The sequence below is a fragment of the Phyllobacterium bourgognense genome, assembly GCF_003337575.1.
Classification (GTDB): domain Bacteria; phylum Pseudomonadota; class Alphaproteobacteria; order Rhizobiales; family Rhizobiaceae; genus Phyllobacterium; species Phyllobacterium bourgognense.
The window spans coordinates 40405-63927 of record NZ_QPJM01000008.1 but is presented as its reverse complement, the minus strand read 5'-3'; the positions used below and the strand labels follow the sequence as shown (position 1 = coordinate 63927).

Sequence of the window (23523 nt, the reverse complement as noted above, 5' to 3'; positions counted from 1 at the left end):
AGGCGTCTGCACAGTGTGGTGTAGACGAGGTGCGGTCTTCGCGCGTTCGTTCTGCGCGAGGTAATGATTGTTCAGTGAATTTCGTTCATATAGATAGCTGCCGATACAGCAGTCAGCCGAGAGATTCGCGCTATATGAATGAGCATGTCGATAATCACGCCGATGTCGAGACATTCGATCTCGCACCGATCTCGTTGTGGCTGGAGGATTTCAGTGGGGTCAAGCACCTGTTCGAGAAATGGCGGCGATCCGGCGTCACCGATATCAGATCCTATCTGCGTGAGGACGAGGGCCGGATTAGAGAATGCGCAAGCCTGATCCGGGTTCTAAAGGTCAACAAAAAGACCCTTGCTCTTTTCGAGGCAAATGATTTCAACCACCTGACCGGCAATCTCGACTCCATCTTTCGCGACGACATGCTCCAGTCGCATATACAGGAGCTCTCGGCTCTGTGGGATGGCGATACCGAATTCTCCAGTGGTACAGTGAATTACACGCTGACGGGTCGCCGGCTGGATATCCAGCTTCGCGGCGCGGTTCTGCCGGGATATGAAGATTCGTGGACGCGGGTATTGCTTTCCATCGAAGACGTCACCGAGCGCGAGGACGCGCGGCGGCAGCAGATCGAGAGCAAGCGCTACGCGGAAGGGTTGTTTGAATATTCTCCCGTATCTCTTTGGGTGGAAGATTTCAGCCGCATCAAGCGTCTGCTTGACGAAGTGCGGGGGCAGGGTATTATCGATTTTCGTGTGTTTACCGATGTCCATCCTGAATTCGTTGGACAATGTGCAAGCGAGATCCGCGTTGTCGATGTCAACAACGAGACGCTCAGGATGTTTCTCGCGCCCGACAAGCTGACATTGTTGCGCCGGCTTCCCGATATTTTCCGCGACGGCATGAATGCGCATTTCAGGGAACAGCTGATCGAACTTTGGAACGGCAACCTCTTTCATCAGCGTGAGACCGTAAACTATGCACTTGATGGAACCGAACGCCATGTGCTGCTGCAATTTTCGGTTCTGCCGGGCCACGAACAGGATTGGTCCTTGGTCCAAATATCCTTGACCGATATCACGGCGCGCAAGAAGGCCGAGGCTTATCTGGAATATCTCGGCAAGCATGATGTGCTCACCAAGCTTTACAACCGCGCCTTCTACGTGGACGAGCTGAACAGGCTTGAGCGCCGTGAGTTTTATCCCGTCTCGATCATTATCCTCGACCTCAACGGACTGAAGGTGGTCAATGATCAGTGGGGGCATGGCGTTGGAGATGCTTTGTTACGACGCGTTGGCGAGGTACTGGCGGGAGCAGTCAAGCCTCCCTGCTACGCTGCGCGTATTGGCGGCGATGAATTCGCCGTTCTGCTGCCGGCCATCGATGAGCTTGGCGCCGCAAGCATGATCGACGAAATCCGCAGCCTTATCGAGATAAACAACCAGTATTACTCCAATATTCCCTTGAACATATCGATCGGTTGGGCCACCAGCAATATTGGCGAAAAGCTGGAAGCTGTGGCCAAGCGTGCTGATCTGCTCATGTACGAGGACAAGCGTTCGCATTATTCGTCAGACAACGAGCGCCGTAACCTCGAATAGCTACGACCGCTCGCGTTTTAATTCAGGCTGTTTGCGGGATTTTGAACAGATCCGCATGATTCCGGGGCTGCGATCGCCAATATTGTTCGGGAGCCACGACCTGTGCTCCGAGTTCCGCCGCTGCGTGCCACGGCCAGCGAGGGTCATAGAGGATTGCGCGTGCAAGCGCGATCGCATCGGCGTCGCCGTTGGCAATGATGTCTTCCGCCTGTTTCGCCTCGGTGATTAGTCCGACAGCAATGACGGGCATTTTTACCTCGGCTTTGATCCGCTGCGCGAATGGAACCTGATAGTTGGGTTCAACCGGCATTTTCTGCAGGGGCGAAAGACCGCCACTGCTGACGTGAATGGCGGCACAACCGCGCGCCGCCAATTCCTTTGCAAAGATCACGGTGCTCTCGACGTCCCAGCCACCATCGACCCAGTCGGAAGCGGAAACGCGTATCCAGACCGGCTTGTTGGCGGGAAACGCTTCCCGTACTGCCTCGAACACTTCGAGAGGGAAGCGCATTCGATTTTCCAGACTTCCACCATATCGATCGTCACGCATATTCGAGAGCGGTGACAGGAACTCGTGCAGCAAATATCCATGCGCTCCATGAATTTCGATGCCCTCTATGCCGATCCTGTCGGCGCGTTTTGCCGCCTTGACGAACGCATCCCGTATGCGATCGAGGCCAGCGCCATCCAATGCCGTTGGAGCATCGTATTCATTCAGATATGGCACTGGCGAAGGGGCCACGGTTTTCCAGCCGGTCGGCTCATTCGGCGCAATCTGCTTACCACCCTCCCATGGTACGCGGGTTGATGCCTTTCGCCCCGCGTGCGCGAGTTGCGCGGCGACGGGTATCGGCGAATAGTCGCGGATCGCGGCGACAATACGCCCGAGTGCTGCTTCATTGGCATCGGAATAAAGCCCGAGATCCCGGGGGGAGATGCGTCCTTCAGGTGTTACGGCGGTAGCTTCCGTGACCAGCAAGCCGGCACCCGACAGGGCAAGGTGACCCAGGTGCATCATATGCCAGTCCGACGCCGAGCCATCCTCGGCGGAATATTGGCACATGGGAGCGATTATGATCCTGTTCGCGAGTTCGAGCGAATCCAATCGCAGTGGCTGAAACAACTGGCTCATCTATATGACCTCAACTTTTTGGGTAGCTGCGTCGCGAAATTGGGAGTTTCGTCGCAGCAGGTTCGCGCTGAATTTGACATTGCACAAATGGATCCTGTCCGCCGGAAGTCAAGTAACGGGTTCGTAATGAGCGAAAGCGGCTGGTGCTCGGGTCGCGAGCCCGGGCGGTCGTCAATGCGATGTCCCGCGCGCCAAATCAACCAGTTGACTGGCCGAAGACAGGTTTCCATTTGCGACCTGTGAAGCAACGGGTTAGTCCTAACCGAAATGCCTAACTCAAATTTCTGAATCCCGCATCTTGTAAAACTGTAATAAAGTCCGCTTATATGGCAAATCTTGATTATCCTGAGTTCGAATGCCAAAACTGCAAAGCGATCATGATCGCGGTGCGGCGCAACTTACGCGATTCCAGTGCCATTGTTTGCAGCCGCTGTGGCAGTTTTCTGGGGGCATTCGTCGATCTGGACAATCAGCTTGCGCTGAAGTCTCGACAGGTGATGGGTCCTCCGGACGTCAGTTGACATGCGGGACTAAATTATACGAGGGACCAAGTCCTCCTGAAGACCGAACGGCTGCCCATTTTGGAGTTGACCCTCGGCCGCGGATTTTGCCGGTATCGAGAAACTGAATACGGCTCCGCCTTCCGGATGGTTTGAAGCGGTTATCTCTCCGCCGTGAGCTTGGATGATTGACTGACAGATGGCCAATCCTATGCCCAGGCCGCCTTCCTTTGTTGTAAAGAACCCATCGAATATCTGATCCAGGTGATCGACCGGAATACCAATCCCTGTGTCCCGGATCGAGAATGAGACGCGCGCGGTCTCATCCAGTTGCGTTTCGAGATAGATCTCGCGCTGCATTTGCGGTGTCACCTTCATGGCCTGGATACTGTTGGCGATCAGATTGACGATCACCTGTTGCAACTGGATGCGATCACCCTGGACAGCGGGAAGGTCCGGTTGCAGCTTGGTCGTAATGACAACATCTTTATCTTCGCTTTCGTGACGAAGAAAAACCACGCATTGACGAACAACATCATTGAAATCAAGCAAAGTCGAGGTGGCCTCGCGCTTGCCGGCCATATCCTGAATGCGGCCGATAATATCGCCTGCTCGCTGGGCGCTTTCAACGACACGGGATGTCAGGATGTCTACCTTGTCAAGGTTTGGCTCGGCTCTCCTGAGATATCGCAGGCTTGTCTGTGCATTCATCAGGATGGCCGAAAGCGGCTGCTTGATTTCATGCGCTATGGATGTGGTCATTTCACCCAATGTGGAAAGACGCGCTGCATGGGAGAAGTCGGCCTCGATCTTTCGTAATTTTGCCTCTGCCTCGAGGCGAGCGGTGTTGTCGATCATCATGAGGATCGTGGTATCGAGGCGCTCGCCCGGTACCGGGAAGGTCATCAACAACAGCACATCGAGCAGGCGGCCATCGAAGGTCTTCACCTTCAACTCTTCGACATGATTTCTGGCACCTGAAAAATGCGCCAGCATCACGCGTCTTGTTGCGCCGGGTGTAGTTGAAAACAGATACTTCACCGACCCGATGAACTCTGAGCGGCGCTTCCCGCCGAAAAGGACCATAGCTTCTTGGTTGACGTCGAAGACTTGTACAATCTCGCACGCAAGATTGACGATCTCCGGATGTTCATCCGAGTATGCCGCCATGTCCGTGATGCCGCTGGCTCTGAGGCGCTCAAATATGCGCCCTGCCGGCCGGGCGTCGATCTGCCAGACAGGAATGGGCAGGGAGGAAATCAGGTTGCGATAACGTTTCTGGCTGGCTTCGAGTTCGATCACCGCATTTGGTGTGTTCAAGGTTGCTCTGACCGAGACGAACACGGTGTCGGCGCACCTTGAATCAAAAGCCTTCCAGCCTGTCAGAACGACATGCTGCAACCGGCCGACTGTGGGGATCTCTCGTGTTACCGGTTCTTTATGAACGGAGGCAGCGATGGTAGTGAGCAGATCTCCGAGAGCAGCGCGGCTTTGTTCGGGCCAGAGGCTTGCTGTTGGCCGGTCCAGCACTTTGTCCCGGTCTGCCGGCAGGCCGAACAGGCGGATTGCTTCATCGTTGACGTCCACAATCCGAACGGCAGAGAGCAGCATATCCAATCGATCAGGCTGCCATTCCTGATCCCCACGAGGGGCTGCATCCACGCTTTCAAGCAAAGCGCGTACACGCGTCAGATTGAATTGCCAGCAAGCAACCTGTCCGGCAGCCGCCTCACGGGGTTGCTCTCCTTTGGTGGGGTATTCGTCTGGTTCCATTGGCGACCTCTCTTCGAGCGATGGTCGATGCTGTTTAATTCGATGAAACGCTATTGTTACGGCTCTCGAGGCCTTGACCGTCGATTGAGAGCTGAAATGATATGCCTGTGCAAGACATCGTCATTGATCGGCTTGCTTAGAAAGGCTACCGCGCCCAGACGCAGTGCCTGGGATTTTGCTTCGGCGGCCGACTGGGCCGACATGAAGATAATAGGCAAATCGGGATCGGCGGCAGACAGCTTTTGTTGAAGCTCCAAACCGGTCATGCCTTTCATATTGAGATCGGTGATAAGGCAGTCGAACCGCCCACTGATGGATGCGGCTAGAAACTTTTCCGGACGGTCGAACGTCTGGCACTTGAAATCGAGTACCTCGAGCAATTCGGCCAAGGCTTTGCAGATGCTCACATCGTCGTCGACGACTGCAATGGTTGGGGTAAGGATCAATTCGCAAACTTTCACACAGCGGACTTTCGTCACAATGGCTTAGTATCTGCCGGATCACCGCCTTATCAAATCCATACGGAAGTCTAGGCCAGGTAGTCATCACGTATATCCGCTGGTATCGACTGCCAGGCACGAACAAGGTGTGTGACGAACGGCGTCTTCATCTTGCGCATCACACTGCTTCGATGAAGCTTGACCGTGATTTCAGAAATGTTGAGATCGAAGGCGATCTGCTTGCTCAGCGCACCGCGCACGACGGCCTCCATGACCTGGCGCTCGCGGTGCGTGAGCGTCCCATAAAGCGCTATGTTCGTCTTGGTGGTGCGTTGCTCGGCGCGCCGTTCCTTGTCAGTTTCGATAGCCTTGTTCACCGCATCGAGCAGGGTCTGATCGCGAACAGGCTTGGTCAGAAATTCGACTGCACCTGCCTTCATCGCCTGAACCGTCATTGGAATATCGCCATGACCGGTCAGAAAAATGATGGAGGCTGAGATGCCATTGGCGATCAGGCGAGTCTGGAAATCAAGACCGCTTGCACCTGGCATCCGCACGTCGAGAATCATGCAGCCCGGTCTGTCCAGAATGTCGGCATCCAACAGTGCTTGAGTCGAGCTAAACGCTGCAGTCTCAATTTCCACCGATTCCATCAGTTCACAAATAGAAAGCCGCACCGACTCGTCATCATCCACGACCAGCACCAAGGGGGTCGTCTCGGGACGGGCTTCAATGGTGCCGACTGCATTTCCCAAAGAAATGTTCATTTGCCATCCTCCAATGCATTCCATAGCTTCACGACTGCGGCCCCAAATTTTTCTGGCCGCCCCGTACTCTTCTCCTTGAACTGTCCTTGACTGCCGAAATACGCGTAGCTTCGCGGTTCACCGCGCGATTGTCGAGCCACGCACCCACATCTTCTCCAAACGCTGCCGGAGCCCGCCGATCGAAGGCCCCGGAAAGGTCTTCAAGCGTCGTGCGCGCCATTTCCTGGCGCATGCTTTTTTGGGCGCGAAGCATCACAGCGTGAATACCGCAGACGCCGCTGGTCATCCACGTGGGCGCATCACCAGCAAACAGAACGCAATTCTTGCGGACGTCCTTACAGTCGAAAACATTCTTACGGCCATCTATGGCATCGACAATATCGAGCACTGTGATTTTCCGTGGCTCTTTGGCGAGCCTATATCCGCCATTGATGCCGCTGGTCGAAACAACGATTCCGGCCTTTTCAAGCCGTGGCATAATTCTCGCCATCAAGGTAACGGGAACCCCCTGCAATTCGGCAAGATCACGGCTGCTTACAGGCGTTGCGCGCGGCTGGATCAAATACATCATGCAGTGGATGCCATATTCGACCGTGGCCCCATACAGGCTTGGCGGACGGGCGCTGTGCGTCGCTGCATCAACGCGGTCCCTGGGCTTTGTCGCGTTTGTGTTCATAACACCTCATCTACACGTACGCGTTATAAAACGCCAGCGTTTTTTGGGCAACAGATGCGCAGGCTAGCATTGATATCATCGCACACCTGATAAGGACGAACTTCGTGATCAAATCCGATGGCGCCATAGCCCTTTGCCTTATTTGGGACCTGCGCAGACATGTCGCGGCGATCAGCTGATTGCGTCGCTCGGCAATACCCGTGTCACGCGTTCCTAGACTTGAGGATGGGTTGACTAAACCCGGCGATTAGAGCGACCGCCCCCCTGCACAATGGAATGATTTTGTCTCCCCAGCCATTCTCCGAAGCGATAAAGTCATCCGGCCCCAAAGGGCCCACAACGAGGAGACAAATTATGAAAATTGTTATTGTCGGTGGAACCGGGCTCATCGGATCCAAGACCGCCGTACGTCTGCGCAATAAAGGCCACGAGGTTCTTGCCGTATCACCAAACACTGGCGTTAACACCATCACCGGCGAAGGCCTGGCGGAAGCGCTGGTCGGCGCCGAGGTTGTCGTTGACCTTGCAAATGCGCCTGTATGGGAAGACAAGGCTGTGCTCGAATTTTTTGAAACATCGGGCCGCAACCTGCTCGCTGCAGAAGCCAAGGCCGGCGTAAAGCACCACATTGCGCTATCCATCGTCGGAACGGAGCGGTTGCCGGAAAATGGTTACTTCCGGGCCAAACTGGCCCAGGAGCGGCTCATCAAGCAATCGCCGATTCCATACACGATCGTCCATTCCACCCAGTTCATGGAATTTCTGAAAGGCATCGCTGATGAAGCGACAGTCGGCACCGTCGCTCGGCTTTCGCCAGCATCTTTCCAGCCGATCGCATCGGACGATGTTGCCGATGCAATGGCAGATGCCGCTCTGGGCAAGCCGCTCAATGGCACGATCGAGATTGCCGGGCCCGAGCGCGCTCCGATGAACGAGATCGTTGCCCGGTATCTGAAAGCCGCCAACGATCCGCGCACGGTCGAGGCGGATGTCCATGCGCGTTATTTCGGATCTGAACTCAACGACCAGTCGATCGTGCCCGGTGACGGTGCGCGGCTCGGCAAGATCAGCTTCGACGATTGGTTCCGTCAGTCCCAGCAGCCGAAGTGAGCCCCGTGTGGCGAACACCTAGGGCACGTGAGCTGTTGGCCTCAGCGTAGTAGAGGTCGATACGCGTGCACAACGCACATGCATCCAAAACCAAAAGGGATTACAACAATGAAATCTGGATTCTTAACGCTCGTTGTGTCGGCTGCAATTGGCCTGCTTGGCACGTTGCCGGTCATTGCCGCTGAAGATGCTGCAAAGGTTAAGCCCCTCATGCAAAAGGACCTGCCAAATTATCCTGGCAAGGAGGGGCTGATGATATCGGTCGAGTATGAGCCCGGAGGTTCCTCGCCTATCCACAAACACGATGCAAATGCATTCGTCTACGTTTTGGAAGGCTCGATCGTGATGCAGGTCAAGGGAGAAAAAGAAGTCACGTTGTCGCCGGGAGACACCTTCTACGAAAGCCCATCTGACATTCACCTGATCAGCCGCAATGCGAGCACCTCTAAGCCGGCGAAATTTATTGTTGTGCTGCTCAAGAACAAGGACGCTCCGGTCGTCATGCCGGTGGAGTGACAATCCATGCGCCTTGTTCGCCACGGATTGGCATGAGGCTAAGCTTTATCGATGTCGGAGTGCCTATCAGAACACTGCTCCGGCATCATTTGCGATCTGAGCGGCGGATCACGTTGAAGCCACTCAACACGACAGCGGGAGCAAGCTGATGAAAATTACGGTCATCGGAGCGAGCGGACTCATCGGAACGCGACTTGTCGAGAAACTTCGACAGATGGATATCGAAGTGGTCCCGGCATCGATTTCTTTCGGGGTCAACAGTGTCACTGGAGAGGGCCTCACGGCCGCCATTTCTGGAGCTGATGCCGTTATCGACGTCACCAACACCCCGTCATTTGGCGACGATTCCGCCCTGGAGTTTTTCAAGTCTTCCACCCGGAACTTGTTGAATGCATCAGCAGGTGCAGGCGTCAGGCACTACTTGGCGCTTTCCGTTGTGGGAACGCCGCGCCTTGTCGAGAGCGATTATTTCCGCGCGAAAATGGTGCAGGAAAATCTCATCAGGGCATCAAGGAGGCCCTATACTATCCTCCATTCCACTCAATTCTTTGAATTTGTCAGCGGTGTGATTGATTTGGGAGCAGATGGAAATGGTTTTCGGCTTCCATCTGCATCTGTAAAGCCCATAGCTGCCGACAATGTCGCTGAAATGCTGGCCGAACTGGTAGTAGGCGCTGCAAGGAACGACACGGTGGAGATCAGCGGACCCGAGCAGTTCGGCCTCGATGAGATTGCGCGTGTGTATCTCACAGCAAACGAGGATACGCGCCAGGTGATTAGCGACGATAGCGTGCCCTATTATGGTGTCGAACTAAATGATGACACACTGCTTCCACGCAGCGACACGCATGTCGGTTCGATGCGCTACGGCGACTGGCTGTACCGCTCGATGGCCAGTTAGAGCTGCCGTGTTGACCGCGGCACAGATGATTGATGCAGTGGTTTATCCGGTTTCACGAGCGTCGAACCTGACCCTGTCCGACGAGAAGATTTGTCCTGAACGCGCCTCAGCTATCAGAGTATCATGAACGCAAGCATCAACTTCCATGCCACCAGAACCAGGACGATACAAACTATAATAATCGTAGTGCCACGCAACATAACACGACCTTCCGATGAAACTGTTGTTGTCAAGTATAACCAATGACGATTTACCAGGATAGTGCAGGGTCCCAGCGGTTGATCGTGTGTTGCAGATCAACCGTGAAGCTTGCGTAGCAGCAACCCTAGCCGTTCTTCAGGGGCTGCCGTGGCGATCTCGCCCGTCGGCCTGCTCGGCACACCGCTCTTGCGGCCGGCTCTCACTTCGCTTGGCGTATAGCCGAACTCCCGCTTGAATGCCCGGCTGAACTCGGCGCCATCACTGAAACACCGCTGCTCAGCGATCTCGATAATACGACGTTTGTCGTTCGGGTCCGCCAACGCTGCGTGTGCATCGAGGAGACGCTGGTGCTGCAGGTAATGCATAACGCCGCCGAATGGCTCGAACATCCGATAAAGTCCTGTGCGTGAAATCGCAAGGTCGCGCCGCAACGCATGCGCATTGAACGATGGGTCGAACAATCTGGATTGCATTATGCGGCGTGCCTTGTCGAGCAACACGCGGGCGATAGGCGTTTGAGCCGTCTCGATATTGCCTGAAGACGGCAGCAGGCACGCCCGGATCATCGCCTGCGTCGCGCCGACGAGTTCAGGCAGATTGTTTGTCTCGACCGCTGGCAGCCGCTTGGCTAGTCCGATGAAGTAGTCGGACAATAGCCGGCCCATCGCCGTATCGACTGTGGAGAATTCGGAAGCGGCGAGGACATGTGCCAATTCCGGATCGGAGTCTCGGGGAACAAAAAGCATCAGCATTTCGCTATTTGTTACACGCCCTTCAAACCAACGCCCCAAGGAATGGACCTGTACTATACCGGCGCCGCCTTGAAAGCTTCCTGCCGGACCAATGGTGCTGATCGATCCGTCGAGTGGAATGGTCAAAGTCCAGTGATCGAGCGCTTGCCTGCGCGTGTGAGCAGGGACACTTGCGAACTCGAGTGCGCCCGTTCGGATCCGCGAGAACACCAGACGGCCGAGATCCCAGACCGTTTGCTTTCCGTCAAAGCCACGGGACCTGTCCCTGCGTTGGCCAAATTCGAGCATCGACGAGAAGCTTTTGCACCAGGAGTCATACTGTTGATCAACAGGCACGCCGCTGGTGTCAAACGTGAAAGCGGGAATAGAAGATACGCTGGAAGATGTCCGCTTCGGTTGGCAACGAGTGCAGTTGACGGCAGCGGCTGCTGCTGCCCGTTGGAAGTTTTTGTCGAGCGTCGCATCCGCTGGCGCGACCTGATCATGAGCGTTCATGATTTCACCATTCGTCGTACCAGAACGAGGTGCAAACAGGTTGGCGTTGCCCTGCTGCTTGAGCCGGCTATGGCGATACTTCGATCCATTTTTACTGGGGGAAGTACAGGCATGGATGCTCCAATAAAGCCACCGGAAGTGGAAATCACGCAGTATAAATGCTCGTTTTGAAAAGAATGTCACAGGCGCTGCCGTCTGTTCAGTACGTAACTGTTACGAAACGGGTTGCGCAACTGGTGGTGTCTCCACCTGTAGACATTTCGAAACTAGGTAGGAGCTTTGTCGGAGTGGTCAAAAGACGTGGCGGACAGCAACACGGCAATCCATTTCGCCACGGACGATTTCTCGCAGTAGATGATGAACGCGATGAGAATGGGGACGCCAATGAATGCGCCCGGCACACCCCACATGAAGCTCCAGAAGAATACCGAAAAGATGACGGCGAAAGGCGAGATCGCCAAGGATGCGCCCGTTAACAGGGGTTCAAGATAGCTTCCAATCAGGAACTGGATCAGGTTCAGTCCGGCAAACACAGCCAGGGCCATCTGCCAGGAATCAAATTGGCCTATGGCAAAAAGCGTCGGAAGGACAGTCGCTACGAATGGTCCAAGGAACGGTATATAGTTGAGGGCGAAGGCAATTGCGCCCCAGGCGGCAGCCAGTTCGAGGCCGGCGAAGGAGGCGAATGCCCAGACAATCAATCCGGTCGAGATGCTGGCAAACGTACGCACAAGCATGAACCGGCGCAGCTTCCTTGATATTTCGCGATTGGCATTAAGCATGTTCATGCCCTGCGGTTGCAGGGCGGGGGAGCCAAGACGCTTGCCAAAGTCCTCCATTTCCAGGAGGCCGAGCATGACGAAGACAAAGACCAACAATGCGGATCCCGCAAAGCTATTGAGGCGTCCCGCTAGTCCCTGCGTAAGGCCAACCAGCCATGTTACGTCGAAACGGTCGGCGAGTGGACCTGCGATGGCAATGCCGTGTTCTTCCAGCCAGTCGGTCCAGTGGACATAGACATCCTGGAATCTGCGGGCATTGACCAACAGCCATTGGCCAAGCTTGCTCAGGCCCCAAGTCACTGAGGAGCCGACGGCGACGATAAGGAAGATTGTTGCAGAAAGTGTCACGAGCAGAGCAAGGAGTTTCGGTATCCAGCGCTGCAATCTGATCTGGAGCGGCGCGACGAGTGCGATGATGAACAGGGAAAAGGCGAGCGGAACGAAGATTGCGTGTCCGACGCGGAGCAGTCCGAGAACGAGGATACCGGTTGCAAGATAGCCGATCATCGGTTTTGCATCTAGAACTGCCATGTCCTGCTTACCCGCCCCTCTTACCCAATAATCCCGGTCTCGCCGCAAGCGCTGGGCGAAGACTTTTACCCAATGGTTTAAGGCCATTTGCCCGACGGCTCCGCAAACCATCTCGATTTCTAACTGGACGATGGAGCCTGCGGTTTAGAGATGGACTGTGCCCTACTGTTAAAAGGTCACGATGTGGCCTTTTGCAGAGCGTCGCGCAGAACCTGCTCCTTGGTTTCATCCAACGACGTTTTGAGAACGATACCGCCGTAGTGCGAAATATCCTTCAGCACCTTGTCGGCTGTCATCGATTGCACGAGCACGAACAGTACGGCATTTCCGGGCTGAATGTTTGCCGCGAGATCCTTCATGAAGGTGTCGTTGATACCGACGTCGGTCAACGCTCCGCCGAGGGCGCCCGACGCCGCACCCACCGCGGCGCCTATCAGCGGATTGAGAAACAGGACGCCAATCAGCAGGCCCCAGAAGCTGCCGGAAACCGCGCCGGCTGCTGTCGTGCTCACCATCTGGTTGAGCCTGATCTTGCCGGCGTCCGTTTTGGTGGCGATGACAGCATCGCCGAGTGTGATCAGGTACTCTTTCTGGAGTTCGAGCAGGCGATTGCGCACCTCCTCGGCTTTTGGTTCGGTCGGATAGACGATCGCAATCAGGTCAGACATATTGCCTCCATTTCTCCACGGTGTCGAACGCGGGACGCGCTGCAAAAAAACTATATCGTGCCCGGCACGTCGAAGAGATTAGCCCTGAATCCCACGGCTATGCATTGTGTTTCTTTTTCCGTCGGGGCGCTCGTATCTTGGCCAGGTGATCAGTCACTTGGAGGTGGATAGCCGGTGCTTCGCGACCGTTCGAAGAAAAAAGCCTTCAGGCGCGAAATATCCTCTGGCTGTATTCCTTGCGGATCGGTAACGGCAATCCAGCCGTCGATATAGTGCTCAGGGGCATAGACATGGCCATATCCCATCGGCGAGGTCGTGGCGATTGCCATGTCGAACAGCAGCTGCAGCATGGTAACGCCCGGAATCCAGCGCAGACTTGGCGAAACATCCGGGCCACGCGGGTTCATCATCCATTCCGGTTCCCGGTAGAGGGCGTGAAAATCAAAGAACGTCACGGGATCGCTGGCATATTGCAGATAGACTATGCGAATGGGTCCCCAGACGGCATCTGGGATATCCAGGGCGTTGTTCTGATTGGTAAATCGTATGATTGAACCGTCGCGGAAACGCGGCAGCCATGCTGGCGAACCGGGATACCGGTCGGCGGTTATGGAGCTCCAAATGCGGCTCTGAAAGGGTGGGCCGCTCCACAGGGCACCTTGAAAAGGATCGCCGATGATATCGTAGAGATGCGTCGAAAGTTCGGAATTCATCGCTCCGAGGCTCAGACCGTACAGGTATAGCTTGGGACGGCTCTCGCGCGGAAGCGTAACCCAGTGACGGTATACCTCGCGAAACAGCGCTTGACCTGCCTCAGCGCCATAGCCGGGTTCCACAAGCAAGGATAACCAACTGCTGAGATAAGAATATTGCATGGCGACGCTGGTGATGTCGCCGCGATGAAGGTACTCGACGGTGTCGATGCCCTCGGGGTCGACCCATCCTGTTCCCGTCGGAACGATGACAATCAACGCTGATCGTTCAAACCCGCCATCACGCTTCAATTCTTCCAGCGCGAGGCGCGCTCGTTCATCGACGGTTTCCGCGGCATTCAAACCCACATAGACCCGAATGGGATCAAGCGCCTTTGCGTTGAAGAAATTGCCGATCTGCGCACCTGTAGGCCCGGAAGCGATGAAGGCGCGCCCCTGCCGTCCCAGCCCCTGCCAGTCGAGGATCGATCCCGGGCCGCCAGGTTTTGTGGGGTCCAAAGGAGGTGTCGAGCTGTCATCGATCATGGCATCGAGTTCGCGAAAGGATGTGTCGACCATGCGCAAGACGACTTTGAACAAGACACCCTGTGCCACCGACCAGAAGAGTGCCACCGCGAGCATGCCGCCAATGACCTTGGACACACGGCGCGGCACGATCCGGTTCAACCAGCTCGAGAAAATCTGGAACGTCTGCCTGAAGAGGCGGGCGAGCAGAATGACCACTAGAAAAATGCCGAGTGCGATGGCCGCGAGTTCGATAGGTTCCACACTTCCGACCGGCCCAAGCCCCATGAGACTTCGAACGGTGTTTTGCCATGCGGCGGCCCTCCACAGGAAAACCCCGGCGGTTCCGATGCACAGAATGACGGCAATCCATTTGGCGGTTTTCTGAACCCGCGCTCTTGGCACTGGAATTTCCAGATGGTGCCAAAGCCAAACAGTTGCCACGCCCACGCCATAGCCGAGCGCTGCACAAAATCCGGAGAGCGCCCCCTGAACGAGATAGGAGCGTGGCATCAGACTGGGTGTAAGGGATGCGGCAAAGAAAAGAATGCCGAAAAGCAGACCAATGGCGGAGAACGACTTTGCCAGGATCGACATATAAGCTCTCAAATCGCGTTCCCCTCAACCGACGGCGTGGCGCATCGACTCGCTGCCTCGTCGAATAGTGATGTCAATTCCAAGTGGTGTCACGCCGTTATTGAGCATCTATTCGTCCAAACGCTGCGTTTATGCGTTGATGAAGCGATGGCCATTGATCAGACGATCCAAAACAGGCGAGATTCCGTCGATGCGGATCGCTGTATGAACCCTCGGGAAATTTGAACTGAGAGCCTGGTTTTGGGATTCCATGCCTATCACAGATATTTAGAGCACCCCTATATTCACACCATTGCGCTGCGGCGCTTGTCGCACGCCTCGAACGGATAATCTTCACGGAGGGATAGAGGAGGTGTTTCAGTTTCACCTTTCGGCTCGTCGCTCGATGACTGAAAGAGCCAGAATCGGTACCCAATCCGGTCATTGGCGGTTCAATTACCAACGATTGCTAAGATGCTTTGGCGGATGTCGCGGAAGGGCCATTGACCATAATTTTTCGTCTTGGCGACCACAGATTGAGCAGACCGGCCAAGAAACCGCGCCATCAGCACCTTAATGACCTGTGTGCAATTGGCCGCAAACGGTCGGCTTAACGGGAGACTTGAAATGGCCACTGCCAATACTGCGCCAAAGACCGTGATGCAAAGACTGCTGGACGGCGTCGAGAAAGTGGGAAACATGGTTCCCCATCCCGTCATCATCTTCCTGATCCTGATCGGCATCGTGATTGTTTTGTCGGCTGTGCTAGGTGCTTTCGGGGCGGCGGTCAGCTACGATCGCATCAACCCTGACACGCACCAGATCGAAACGGCTTCAACGGAAATACGCAGCCTCCTGAACGTGGAAGGCATCCGCTTCCTCTACGCCTCGCTCATTCCCAACTTCATGAGTTTCACGGCGGTGGGGCTTATGATCGCCGCCATGATCGGTGCGGGTGTAGCCGAGGAATCCGGTCTGGTCACAGCATTGATACGCAAGCTTGTCATTGTTTCGCCGCGCTGGGCGCTGACCTACATTCTGGCGTTCGTGGGTATTCTCGCAAGTATTGCAGCCGATGCAGGTTACCTGGTGCTCATCCCGCTTGCAGGGGTTGCCTATCTGGCGGTCGGGAGACATCCGCTGGCTGGTCTGGCGCTCGGTTTTGCGGCGGTAGCCGGCGCTTTCACCGTCAACATGCTTATCAAACCTCTCGATGCGGTCCTCGTGGAATTCACCAACGATGCGGCACGGCTGGTCGATCCCGCGCGATCGATCGGGCTGGCATCGAATGTCTGGTTTTCCATCGCATCGGTAATTTTCCTGACTTTCATTATCGCATTCATCACGGACCGCATGATTTCGCCACGGCTGGGAGACTACAAGCCGGAGGCAGCGGCCGACGGAAGCATCCCGGATCAAGGAGCCACGCTGTCCGAGCAGGAATCACGCGGTTTAAGGTTTGCGCTCTATGGACTCATAGGCCTTCTGGTGGTGTTCTTGCTGTTGACGCTTCCCAGTGGCGCGCCGTTGCGCAATCCTGAAACCGGCGAACTGATCGGTAATTCCCCATTCATGAATGGGCTGATCGCGCTCATCATGCTCATGTTTCTGGTGACAGGGTGGACTTACGGTATTGGCGCCGGCACTTTGCGGACATTATCGGAGGTGATCGCCGCCATTGAGAAGTCTATCAAGAATATGGGCGGGACAATCTTCCTGTTTTTCGTCCTCAGCCAGTTCGTCTCCTATTTCACTTACACCAACATAGGCACCGTTATGGCACTCAGCCTTTCCGGCGCACTGCAGGCGGCGAATATTGGAGCCCTGCCACTGCTGATCGGCTTTATCGTCGTTGTCGCGATCATCGACCTGTTGCTGACCGGCGCAATCGCAAAGTGGGCAATCTTCGCGCCCGTCTTCGTGCCGCTGCTGATGAAGCTTGGCGTCGAGCCGGAGGCTGTGCTTGCGGCCTATCGTGTTGGCGACTCGCCGATGAACGCGATCACCCCGCTGAACGCCTATTTTGCGCTCGTCGTCGGCTTCGCCCAGAAATACGACAAGTCCGCGGGCGTCGGCACCATAGTCTCGCTGATGCTGCCCTATGTCGTTTTGATGTTCGTGCTGTGGACGGCTCTCTTTGCGGTCTGGAAGGCACTCGGGCTGCCGTGGGGCCTGTAGAGAACCGTCGGACATATCATCGATTACAACACAATGATCGGATGGATATCATGAACAACAACGCTATCCCCCTCGACGTCGCCGCGGCGGAAGATCACCTGATGCGGTTCCTCTCGGTCGAAGGCGTAACCGGGCAAGAAGCCAACATTGCCGCTGCGGTCAGCGACGCTCTGCAAAAGGTCGGCGTGCCGGCATCGGCCATTCGTTTCGACGACGCCAACAAACGTATTCCGCTACCGACGGAAACGGGCAATCTGATCGTGGATCTGCCTGGAACACGTCCAGGTCCGAGGCTTCTCTTTTCCACGCACCTCGACACCGTGCCGCTCTGTGCAGGAGCAAAACCGCGTCGCGAGGGCGACCGTATCGTCTCGGATGGCACTACTGCCCTTGGCGGCGATGCCCGGACCGGCGTCGCGGTTCTCGTCGTGGTCGCCGAAACGCTTATCAAGAATAAGCTGCCGCACCCACCAATCACGCTGCTTTTTACTGTACGCGAGGAAAGCGGGCTGCATGGTGCACGGGAGCTCAACCCCGCCGCGCTTGGTGGCGCGGTCATGTGCATCAATGTCGATGGCCAGATGGCATCCGACCTGATCATCGGCGCCGTCGGCCAGGAGAACTGGGAAGTAGAAATCACCGGCCGCGCCTCGCATGCCGGTGTTGCCCCTGAAAAGGGCATATCGGCAACGATGGTTGGAGCAATGGCGCTTGCCGAAGCGCGGCGGGCTGGCTGGTTCGGCAAGGTCGTCAAGCCGGACGGCCGCGGCACCAGCAATGTCGGCATCTTCGGTGGCAAGGACAACAAACCCGCGGGCGACGCGACCAATGTCGTGACCGACTATGCCTTCATCAAGGGTGAGGCGCGCAGTCCCGAATCCGCCTTTGCAACGAAGATCGCCAAAGGTTATGAAGAAGCATTCATCAAAGCACAAAGTGAGGTCACGGATGACGCGGGCGACACCGCGGCGCTGAAATTCAGCCATGTGACGTCCTATCCGCCGTTCGAACTCGGTAAGGACGCTCCGATCGTAAAGCGTGCGACAAGGGCATTACAGATGCTCGGCATGGAGCCACAATATGTATTCTCGAATGGCGGCCTGGACGCCAACTGGCTCGATAAGCATGGCGTTCCTACCATCACCATCGGCTCCGGCCAGGCAGAGATCCATACCATCAAGGAATATGTCAACCTTCCGGAGTTTGAAAAAGGCTGCCGCATTGGTGTCCTGATGGCGACGCTCGATGAGTAGAGCCCTGCCAGGCGGTCTGGCTTGCGCGGTTGACGTGTCCGATCAGTTGGACAGCCCGATCAGGGCCAGATGAGGAACTGAGCGATTGAGCCCGATAGCCTATACAGCCACCATTATAGCCGTTGCCGTGGTTTTGTTCGTCTGGAACAAGTTGCCGGTCGTCGTTGTGGCCATGCTGACCGCGTTGGCCCTGTGGGCGACCGGCGTGCTGACGATTAGCCAGGCGCTTGGTGGCTTCGGTGATCCCGCGGTTATTTTCATAGCGTCGCTCTTTGTCGTCAGCTCCGGGCTAGAGGTGACCGGAGTCACCGCCTGGGCCGGGCAGTTGCTCATCCGTGGTGCCGGCGAAGAAAGCCGGACGCGCCTTTTGCTGCTGAAGATGGGGCTGGTTTCGCTGCTGACGGCGCTGATCAGCGTCAACGGCGCTGTCGCAGCTCTCCTGCCGGTGGTGGTTGTGATCGCCGTTCGCCTCAAACGCAATTCGTCGCAATTGCTCATGCCGCTGGTTTTCTCCGCGCATGCCGGCTCGATGCTTGCGCTGACCGGAACGCCGGTGAACGTGCTGGTTTCCGAAGCGGGCTTTGACGCGGGGGTGGGCGGCTTCGGCTTCTTCGAGTTCGCACTTGTCGGCGTGCCGCTCCTGGCCGGAACCATGGCGATCATCGTGCTGTTCGGCAAGCAGCTGCTTCCCGAACGCAACGGCGCAACCATGCCAGCCGATTTCAGCCGTCACGCCAAAACATTGGTCGAGCAATACGGGCTCGCCAGCGGGATCTACCAGTTGCGGATCCGTGCAAGCTCACCCTATGCGGGCGTGCCGCCATCGCAGGTCGAACTATCCGCGCATCCCGACCTGCAGCTCGTTGCTATACAGGAGGGCGAAACGGCCGGGCCCTTGCGCAAGCCCCTGGTGGCCGAGGGCGACCATCTGCTGATACGCGGTGAAAGCGATGCGGCCGCGGCATTTGCGGCGCAGATGCATCTTGCGTTTCGCGATGAAAAGGCGGCCGGCCAAGGCGAGGACACGCTCTTCAATCGCAGTTCCGGGCTTGCCGAAGTTGTTATCCCCCCACGCTCAGGCCTTATTGGGGAGAAGGTTTTTCCTGGCATGGTCACCGAAAGTGGTGACCTGATCATTCTGGCGGTGCAGCGCCCGGGCCTGGAAACCGCCGCCATCAAAGCCAAGGGCGCAGGCGGAATCGAGCTGCAAGCGGGTGACACCATGCTGCTGCAGGGAACCTGGAAAGCTCTTGACGTTCACCTTGACGATCCTGACGTCCTGGTGGTCAATTCGCCGGAGTTGGTTCGCCGTCAGGCCGTCCCCATGGGCCCCGGCGCCCGCCATGCCATTATCATCCTGATTGCAATGGTTTTGCTTCTCGCGACCGGTATTGTGCCGCCGGCGGTATCCGGACTGCTTGCTGCCGGTGCGATTATCCTGTCAGGGATCATGAATGTCGAGCAGGCCTATCGTGCGATCGGCTGGACGACTGTCATCCTCGTGGGTGCGATGATGCCGCTTTCCACCGCGATGGTGGAAACCGGAGCGGCAAAACTGATGGCCGAACATCTTGTCAATCTCGTCGGCGATGCCGGACCCGTAGCGCTGCTTGCGGGCCTGTTCATCCTGACGGCGATAATGGGGCAGCTCATCAGCAACACCGCAACTGCTTTGATCGTCATCCCGATCGGTGTGGCCGCTGCCACGGCGATGGGTGTCTCGCCCCGTCCGGTACTGATGAGCACAGCGGTGGCAGCGGCAGCGGCGTTCCTGACGCCGATCGCCACGCCCACCAACCTGATGGTTATGGGTCCGGGCGGCTATGCCTTCAGCGATTATTGGAAACTCGGCTTGCCACTGCTGATCTGGTTTTTTGTGGTTTCGGTTTTCATCGTGCCGCTGATCTGGCATTTCTGATATCACACGACAGACTTTACCCGTTCCCAGCCATTGACAAGGTGAGTGTCGAGCTCGCGGGCTAAAGTCTCGGCGTCGCGTGCTTCGAGCGCTGCGATAATCCTTTCATGCTCCGCGACGGCTCCCGCCCACCGTTCCGCTCCCTCGTGCCCGATGAAGCGGATGCGCTTGACACGCGATTGCAGCAATCCGTGCACTTCGGCCAGGGGGGCATTGTTCGCCAGGGCTACAATCCCCGTGTGTATCTGTTGGTTTACCTTGTAATATTCGAGCCGTTCAGCAGCTTTGTAGTGTTTTACCATGGCATCATGCAGCGACCGCAACCGCGCGATGCCTTCCTCGCTTGCCACCGCGCATGCAATGCGTCCTGCAAGCATTTCCAATGATCGCAAGACAATGAGCATATCCTCGACATCCTTGGCCGAGAAGCGCTTGACCACGGCCCCTCGGCTCGGCACCAGTTCCACCAATCCTTCGCTGGCCAGAAACTTCAGAGCCTCGCGTAGCGGTGTGCGCGATACGCCCAATTCCTCCCCAAGCTGGGTTTCGTAGATGCGCTCGCCCGGCTGCAGGTCTCCTTCGATGATCATGTCCCGCAAACGCGTGACGATTTCTCCATGGAGCGATTGACGCGAGATGGTGGCAACGGTCCGTCGTCCATTGGTCTCGATCATGTCCGATGCCATGGTGTGTCTCCCCTTCATACCGCCGCCCCAGGGGCGAGTCGGTTCCTTGCATCATTTTTGCACCGCTCGAACAGAAATGATACTGCCTTCATACGTTATTTTTTATACTGTATACAAAATGCTTGCATACAGAAAGATTTGTTTGTAGTCCTTTTCGCATCACTGAGAGGAGGAGTTTTCATGGCGAACGCCAAACCAGCAGCCACTGCCGAGGCTGTGCGACCCGTTCTGGCGCTTGCCATGGGCGATCCGGCCGGGATTAGTCCGGAACTGACCGCACGCATGCTTGTGCTGCCGGAACTCAGGGAGGCCGCGCATTTCATCGCCGTCGGCGATCGTCGCATCCTGGAGGAGGGGGCTGCGATCGCAAATGTCGATCTCGATCTCGACTATCGGTCGGCGAGTGATTTTTCGACCGGACTCTCGGAGCGGCCAGTCTTCGTTGACCTTGGCAATCTCGATCCCAAGGATGTTGTGCGCGGCGAGGCAACACTTGCGGGTGGTCTGTTTGCGACTGAAAATTTTCGCTTCGCTCTCCATCTGGCCGACAAAGGCCGCGTTGACGGAATCTGCTTCACACCCTTCAACAAGAAGGCGATGCGCTACGCCTATCCCGGCTACGACGACGAGATTCGATTTGTCTCCGATGTCCTTTCATTCAACGGCAAGATGCGTGAGTTCAACGTGCTCGAACGTATCTGGAATGCGCGTGTCACCTCGCATATCCCGCTTTCCGCCGTTTCCGCCCACATCAGCATCGATGCTATCCTGGCGGAGGTCGAGCTAACGGCCGCCTGTCTGCGCCTCGCCGGCATCGGCAACCCCAAAATCGCAGTCGCGGGGCTCAATCCGCACGCTGGCGATGGCGGCAGTTTCGGAATGGAGGAAATCGAAGTCATCGAGCCTGCCGTCGCCCGTGCGAAGGCTGCCGGTTACGCTGTGGATGGGCCTTTTCCTGCAGACACGGTATTCCTGCGGGCCTTGAAGGAAGGCTTCCACGCAGTTTTGACCATGTATCACGACCAGGGTCAGATCGCCATGAAGATGATGGGCTTCGACAAGGGGGTTACAATGATGGGTGGGCTGCCATTCCCGCTCTGCACCCCGGCACACGGCACAGCCTACGATATTGCCGGCCACGGCGTTGCCGACGTCGGCGCCTCGCGCGAGGCCGGGCTATTGGCGGCGAGGATGGCCACGCAGCAAATCGCCTCGAGGGAGGCGGCGCGCAATCTGCGTTAACGAGGACAGCACCGTGCCGCCGGGTAGGAGCATGCGGCGGGCGGTATAGCAACAGGGAGGAATTGATATGTTGAAACAAATCGCATTAACACTGCTCGCGATGACAGCCGTCGCTCCGGCAATGGCCTTCGAACCGACAAAACCAGTCGAGTTCGTTGTCACCTCCGGGCCAGGTGGCGGCACGGACAACTTTGCCAGGACGGTTCAATCCATCATCGCCAAGCATAAATTGATGGAGGCACCGGTCGTTGTGACCAACAAGGGTGGCGGCAGCGGCGCCGAGGGTTTCGTCTACGCCGCCGGTTACAAGGGCGATCCTTACAAACTGACATTCGGCACGAACAACGAATATCTGTTGCCGAGTGTTGCCGCTGTTCCTTACAAGCCGGAAGATCTGACGCCGGTCGCCGCACTCGCGCTTGACGAGTTCCTGGTCTGGGTGAACGGCAAATCCGAAGTCAATGACATCAAGACTTTCGTGACGGCAGCAAAGGCCGAGCCGAAAGCAATCCAGTTCGGCGGCAGCCAGTCCAAGGACACGGATCAGATTCTCGTCTCGACCATAGCGGAGACGACAGGGGCCGAGTTCCGCTACATTCCGTTCAAGAGCGGCGGCGAGGCAGCAGTTCAGCTGGCTGGGGGCCACATCGACGCCAATGTGAACAATCCCAATGAGAACCGCGGCCAATGGCAGGCGGGAATGGTGAAGCCGCTATGCGTCTTCCGGCCCGACCGTTTTCCCAAAAGCGAGCCTGTGCATGACGGCAAGGGCTGGAGCGACATACCGACATGCGCCGAGGCCGGGCTCGCGATTGACAGCTACCGCATGCCGCGCACGGTCTGGTTGCCTGCGGGAGTCGGCGAGGACGCCGTGACATTCTATCGCGACGTTCTGAAGAAGGTCTCCGAGACCCCGGAATGGGGCCGACTATGTGGCCAAGACTTCGCAAACGTCGCAGTTCCTCGCTGGCGGTGACTTTACCAGCTATCAGACCAGTGATCGCGAAAATGTGCTCAAGGTGCTCAAGCGTGAAGGCTGGCTGGTCGAGTGATCTGATCGCGAGGCGCTCGCGTTGGGCGCCTCGCGTTTGATGGCGGATGGAGGAGAGCATGGCCGATTTGCAAAAGGGATATGTATCCCGCAGGACGATGGAAATCGTAACAACCTTCCTGACCGGAGGCGCCGGAATCGCCATCTGCACTGCGTCGTGGCGAAGCGGGGTCGGCTGGAGTGATACGGGACCCGAGGCAGGTTATTTCCCCTTCATCGTCGGTAGCCTGGTCATCCTCGGAAGTATGGTTACCCTCTTGCGCAGCCTCTTCTTCTACAATCACGAAGGTGAGGTTTTTCTTGATATCGAACGGGCCAAACCGGTCCTTGGGTTTTTTCTGCCTATCGTTGCCTTCATCATCATATCGCTGCTCCTTGGTCTCTACGTCGGTACGGCGCTCTACATCTTCGGCTCCATGAAATGGCAGGGAGGCTACCGGTGGTGGATATCGGCCTGCGCCGCGCTCGCCGTTTCCGCACTGTTCTATCTTGTTTTTGAGATCGGCTTTCAGGTGCCGCTGCTCAAGGGGCCAATCGAAGCTTGGCTCGGAATTTACTGATCC

Annotated in this window: 20 protein-coding genes and 1 pseudogene; 11 read left to right on the top strand and 10 right to left on the bottom strand. The window is 56.7% G+C overall.

Going from position 1 to position 23523, the window contains the following annotated elements:
* The first annotated feature begins 134 nt into the window (after positions 1–134).
* Positions 135–1595 carry a sensor domain-containing diguanylate cyclase gene (locus C7476_RS15000; protein ID WP_114430727.1) on the top strand — a complete coding sequence of 487 codons (1461 nt, stop codon included), beginning with the start codon at positions 135–137 and terminating at the stop codon, positions 1593–1595.
* 22 nt (positions 1596–1617) lie between these two features.
* On the opposite strand, the gene C7476_RS14995 is transcribed toward C7476_RS15000, so the two are convergent.
* Entirely contained in the window at positions 1618–2727 is a 1110-nt protein-coding gene (locus C7476_RS14995; protein WP_114430726.1) for an NADH:flavin oxidoreductase/NADH oxidase, read from the bottom strand.
* A 326-nt stretch (positions 2728–3053) separates the two neighbouring features.
* On the opposite strand from C7476_RS14995, the gene C7476_RS14990 reads away from it, so the two are divergent.
* Positions 3054–3248, top strand: a complete 195-nt coding sequence (locus tag C7476_RS14990; protein ID WP_114430725.1) for a hypothetical protein — start codon at positions 3054–3056, stop codon at positions 3246–3248.
* Between the two features lie 9 nt (positions 3249–3257).
* Here the strand turns inward: C7476_RS14990 and C7476_RS14985 are convergent, their stop codons facing one another.
* The 4 genes from C7476_RS14985 to C7476_RS14970 form a co-directional block, all read right to left on the bottom strand.
* Positions 3258–5000, bottom strand: coding sequence for a sensor histidine kinase (locus C7476_RS14985; RefSeq protein ID WP_114430724.1), 1743 nt, complete (start codon positions 4998–5000; stop codon positions 3258–3260).
* A gap of 56 nt (positions 5001–5056) precedes the next feature.
* The gene (locus C7476_RS14980; protein ID WP_181872452.1) at positions 5057–5446 is read right to left on the bottom strand and encodes a response regulator transcription factor; all 390 of its coding nucleotides are present in this window, start codon (positions 5444–5446) and stop codon (positions 5057–5059) included.
* Positions 5447–5529: 83 nt separating this feature from the next.
* Positions 5530–6207, bottom strand: a complete 678-nt coding sequence (locus tag C7476_RS14975) for a response regulator transcription factor (RefSeq protein ID WP_114430722.1) — start codon at positions 6205–6207, stop codon at positions 5530–5532.
* A gap of 28 nt (positions 6208–6235) precedes the next feature.
* Entirely contained in the window at positions 6236–6883 is a 648-nt protein-coding gene (locus C7476_RS14970) for an RrF2 family transcriptional regulator (protein ID WP_114430721.1), read from the bottom strand.
* Positions 6884–7237: 354 nt separating this feature from the next.
* Between C7476_RS14970 and C7476_RS14965 the strand changes: the two genes are divergently transcribed.
* The 3 genes from C7476_RS14965 (at position 7238) to C7476_RS14955 (ending at position 9410) form a co-directional block, all read left to right on the top strand.
* Positions 7238–7993, top strand: coding sequence for an SDR family oxidoreductase (locus tag C7476_RS14965; protein ID WP_114430720.1), 756 nt, complete (start codon positions 7238–7240; stop codon positions 7991–7993).
* A gap of 78 nt (positions 7994–8071) precedes the next feature.
* Positions 8072–8509 carry a cupin domain-containing protein gene (locus C7476_RS14960; RefSeq protein WP_425373989.1) on the top strand — a complete coding sequence of 146 codons (438 nt, stop codon included), beginning with the start codon at positions 8072–8074 and terminating at the stop codon, positions 8507–8509.
* A 148-nt stretch (positions 8510–8657) separates the two neighbouring features.
* Positions 8658–9410: an SDR family oxidoreductase gene (locus C7476_RS14955; RefSeq protein ID WP_114430719.1), complete on the top strand. Its 753-nt coding sequence runs from the start codon at positions 8658–8660 to the stop codon at positions 9408–9410.
* Positions 9411–9706: 296 nt separating this feature from the next.
* Here the strand turns inward: C7476_RS14955 and C7476_RS14950 are convergent, their stop codons facing one another.
* The 4 genes from C7476_RS14950 to C7476_RS14935 form a co-directional block, all read right to left on the bottom strand.
* Positions 9707–10858, bottom strand: coding sequence for a helix-turn-helix domain-containing protein (locus tag C7476_RS14950; protein ID WP_114430718.1), 1152 nt, complete (start codon positions 10856–10858; stop codon positions 9707–9709).
* Positions 10859–11124: 266 nt separating this feature from the next.
* A complete protein-coding gene (locus tag C7476_RS14945) occupies positions 11125–12171 on the bottom strand; it encodes an AI-2E family transporter (protein ID WP_245426363.1) in 1047 nt (348 codons plus the stop codon).
* A gap of 176 nt (positions 12172–12347) precedes the next feature.
* Positions 12348–12839, bottom strand: a complete 492-nt coding sequence (locus C7476_RS14940) for a DUF1269 domain-containing protein (RefSeq protein ID WP_114430716.1) — start codon at positions 12837–12839, stop codon at positions 12348–12350.
* Between the two features lie 149 nt (positions 12840–12988).
* Positions 12989–14653: an alpha/beta hydrolase gene (locus C7476_RS14935; RefSeq protein ID WP_114430715.1), complete on the bottom strand. Its 1665-nt coding sequence runs from the start codon at positions 14651–14653 to the stop codon at positions 12989–12991.
* Between the two features lie 606 nt (positions 14654–15259).
* On the opposite strand from C7476_RS14935, the gene C7476_RS14930 reads away from it, so the two are divergent.
* From C7476_RS14930 to C7476_RS14920, 3 genes are all read left to right on the top strand, one after another.
* Complete coding sequence (locus C7476_RS14930; RefSeq protein ID WP_114430714.1) at positions 15260–16810, top strand: AbgT family transporter; 1551 nt, start codon at positions 15260–15262, stop codon at positions 16808–16810.
* Between the two features lie 41 nt (positions 16811–16851).
* On the top strand, positions 16852–18063 hold the full coding sequence (locus tag C7476_RS14925; RefSeq protein WP_114430713.1) for a M20/M25/M40 family metallo-hydrolase: 1212 nt from the start codon (positions 16852–16854) through the stop codon (positions 18061–18063).
* Positions 18064–18148: 85 nt separating this feature from the next.
* The gene (locus C7476_RS14920) at positions 18149–19981 is read left to right on the top strand and encodes an SLC13 family permease (protein ID WP_114430712.1); all 1833 of its coding nucleotides are present in this window, start codon (positions 18149–18151) and stop codon (positions 19979–19981) included.
* 2 nt (positions 19982–19983) lie between these two features.
* Here the strand turns inward: C7476_RS14920 and C7476_RS14915 are convergent, their stop codons facing one another.
* Positions 19984–20667: a GntR family transcriptional regulator gene (locus tag C7476_RS14915; RefSeq protein ID WP_245426362.1), complete on the bottom strand. Its 684-nt coding sequence runs from the start codon at positions 20665–20667 to the stop codon at positions 19984–19986.
* 180 nt (positions 20668–20847) lie between these two features.
* Here C7476_RS14915 and C7476_RS14910 point away from each other — a divergent pair, with 180 nt between their 5' ends.
* The 3 genes and pseudogenes from C7476_RS14910 to C7476_RS14900 all read left to right on the top strand — a co-directional run bounded on the left by C7476_RS14910 (position 20848) and on the right by C7476_RS14900 (position 23520).
* Entirely contained in the window at positions 20848–21909 is a 1062-nt protein-coding gene (locus C7476_RS14910; protein WP_114430710.1) for a 4-hydroxythreonine-4-phosphate dehydrogenase PdxA, read from the top strand.
* Positions 21910–21976: 67 nt separating this feature from the next.
* Positions 21977–22961 (top strand): annotated as a pseudogene (locus C7476_RS14905) (Bug family tripartite tricarboxylate transporter substrate binding protein).
* Positions 22962–23019: 58 nt separating this feature from the next.
* A complete protein-coding gene (locus C7476_RS14900) occupies positions 23020–23520 on the top strand; it encodes a tripartite tricarboxylate transporter TctB family protein (RefSeq protein ID WP_114430709.1) in 501 nt (166 codons plus the stop codon).
* Positions 23521–23523 lie beyond the last annotated feature (3 nt).

Bases quoted from the DNA above. Each gene is read 5' to 3' on its own strand.
- C7476_RS14985 (WP_114430724.1), bottom strand. From the start codon at position 5,000: ATGGAACCAGACGAATACCCCACCAAAGGAGAGCAACCCCGTGAGGCG.
- C7476_RS14990 (WP_114430725.1), top strand. From the start codon at position 3,054: ATGGCAAATCTTGATTATCCTGAGTTCGAATGCCAAAACTGCAAAGCG.
- C7476_RS14900 (WP_114430709.1), top strand. From the start codon at position 23,020: ATGGCCGATTTGCAAAAGGGATATGTATCCCGCAGGACGATGGAAATC.
- C7476_RS14965 (WP_114430720.1), top strand. From the start codon at position 7,238: ATGAAAATTGTTATTGTCGGTGGAACCGGGCTCATCGGATCCAAGACC.
- C7476_RS14950 (WP_114430718.1), bottom strand. From the start codon at position 10,858: ATGAACGCTCATGATCAGGTCGCGCCAGCGGATGCGACGCTCGACAAA.
- C7476_RS14925 (WP_114430713.1), top strand. From the start codon at position 16,852: ATGGATATCATGAACAACAACGCTATCCCCCTCGACGTCGCCGCGGCG.
- C7476_RS14940 (WP_114430716.1), bottom strand. From the start codon at position 12,839: ATGTCTGACCTGATTGCGATCGTCTATCCGACCGAACCAAAAGCCGAG.
- C7476_RS14995 (WP_114430726.1), bottom strand. From the start codon at position 2,727: ATGAGCCAGTTGTTTCAGCCACTGCGATTGGATTCGCTCGAACTCGCG.
- C7476_RS15000 (WP_114430727.1), top strand. From the start codon at position 135: ATGAATGAGCATGTCGATAATCACGCCGATGTCGAGACATTCGATCTC.
- C7476_RS14935 (WP_114430715.1), bottom strand. From the start codon at position 14,653: ATGTCGATCCTGGCAAAGTCGTTCTCCGCCATTGGTCTGCTTTTCGGC.
- C7476_RS14930 (WP_114430714.1), top strand. From the start codon at position 15,260: ATGGCCACTGCCAATACTGCGCCAAAGACCGTGATGCAAAGACTGCTG.
- C7476_RS14945 (WP_245426363.1), bottom strand. From the start codon at position 12,171: ATGGCAGTTCTAGATGCAAAACCGATGATCGGCTATCTTGCAACCGGT.
- C7476_RS14910 (WP_114430710.1), top strand. From the start codon at position 20,848: ATGGCGAACGCCAAACCAGCAGCCACTGCCGAGGCTGTGCGACCCGTT.
- C7476_RS14975 (WP_114430722.1), bottom strand. From the start codon at position 6,207: ATGAACATTTCTTTGGGAAATGCAGTCGGCACCATTGAAGCCCGTCCC.
- C7476_RS14915 (WP_245426362.1), bottom strand. From the start codon at position 20,667: ATGGCATCGGACATGATCGAGACCAATGGACGACGGACCGTTGCCACC.
- C7476_RS14955 (WP_114430719.1), top strand. From the start codon at position 8,658: ATGAAAATTACGGTCATCGGAGCGAGCGGACTCATCGGAACGCGACTT.
- C7476_RS14970 (WP_114430721.1), bottom strand. From the start codon at position 6,883: ATGAACACAAACGCGACAAAGCCCAGGGACCGCGTTGATGCAGCGACG.
- C7476_RS14960 (WP_425373989.1), top strand. From the start codon at position 8,072: ATGCATCCAAAACCAAAAGGGATTACAACAATGAAATCTGGATTCTTA.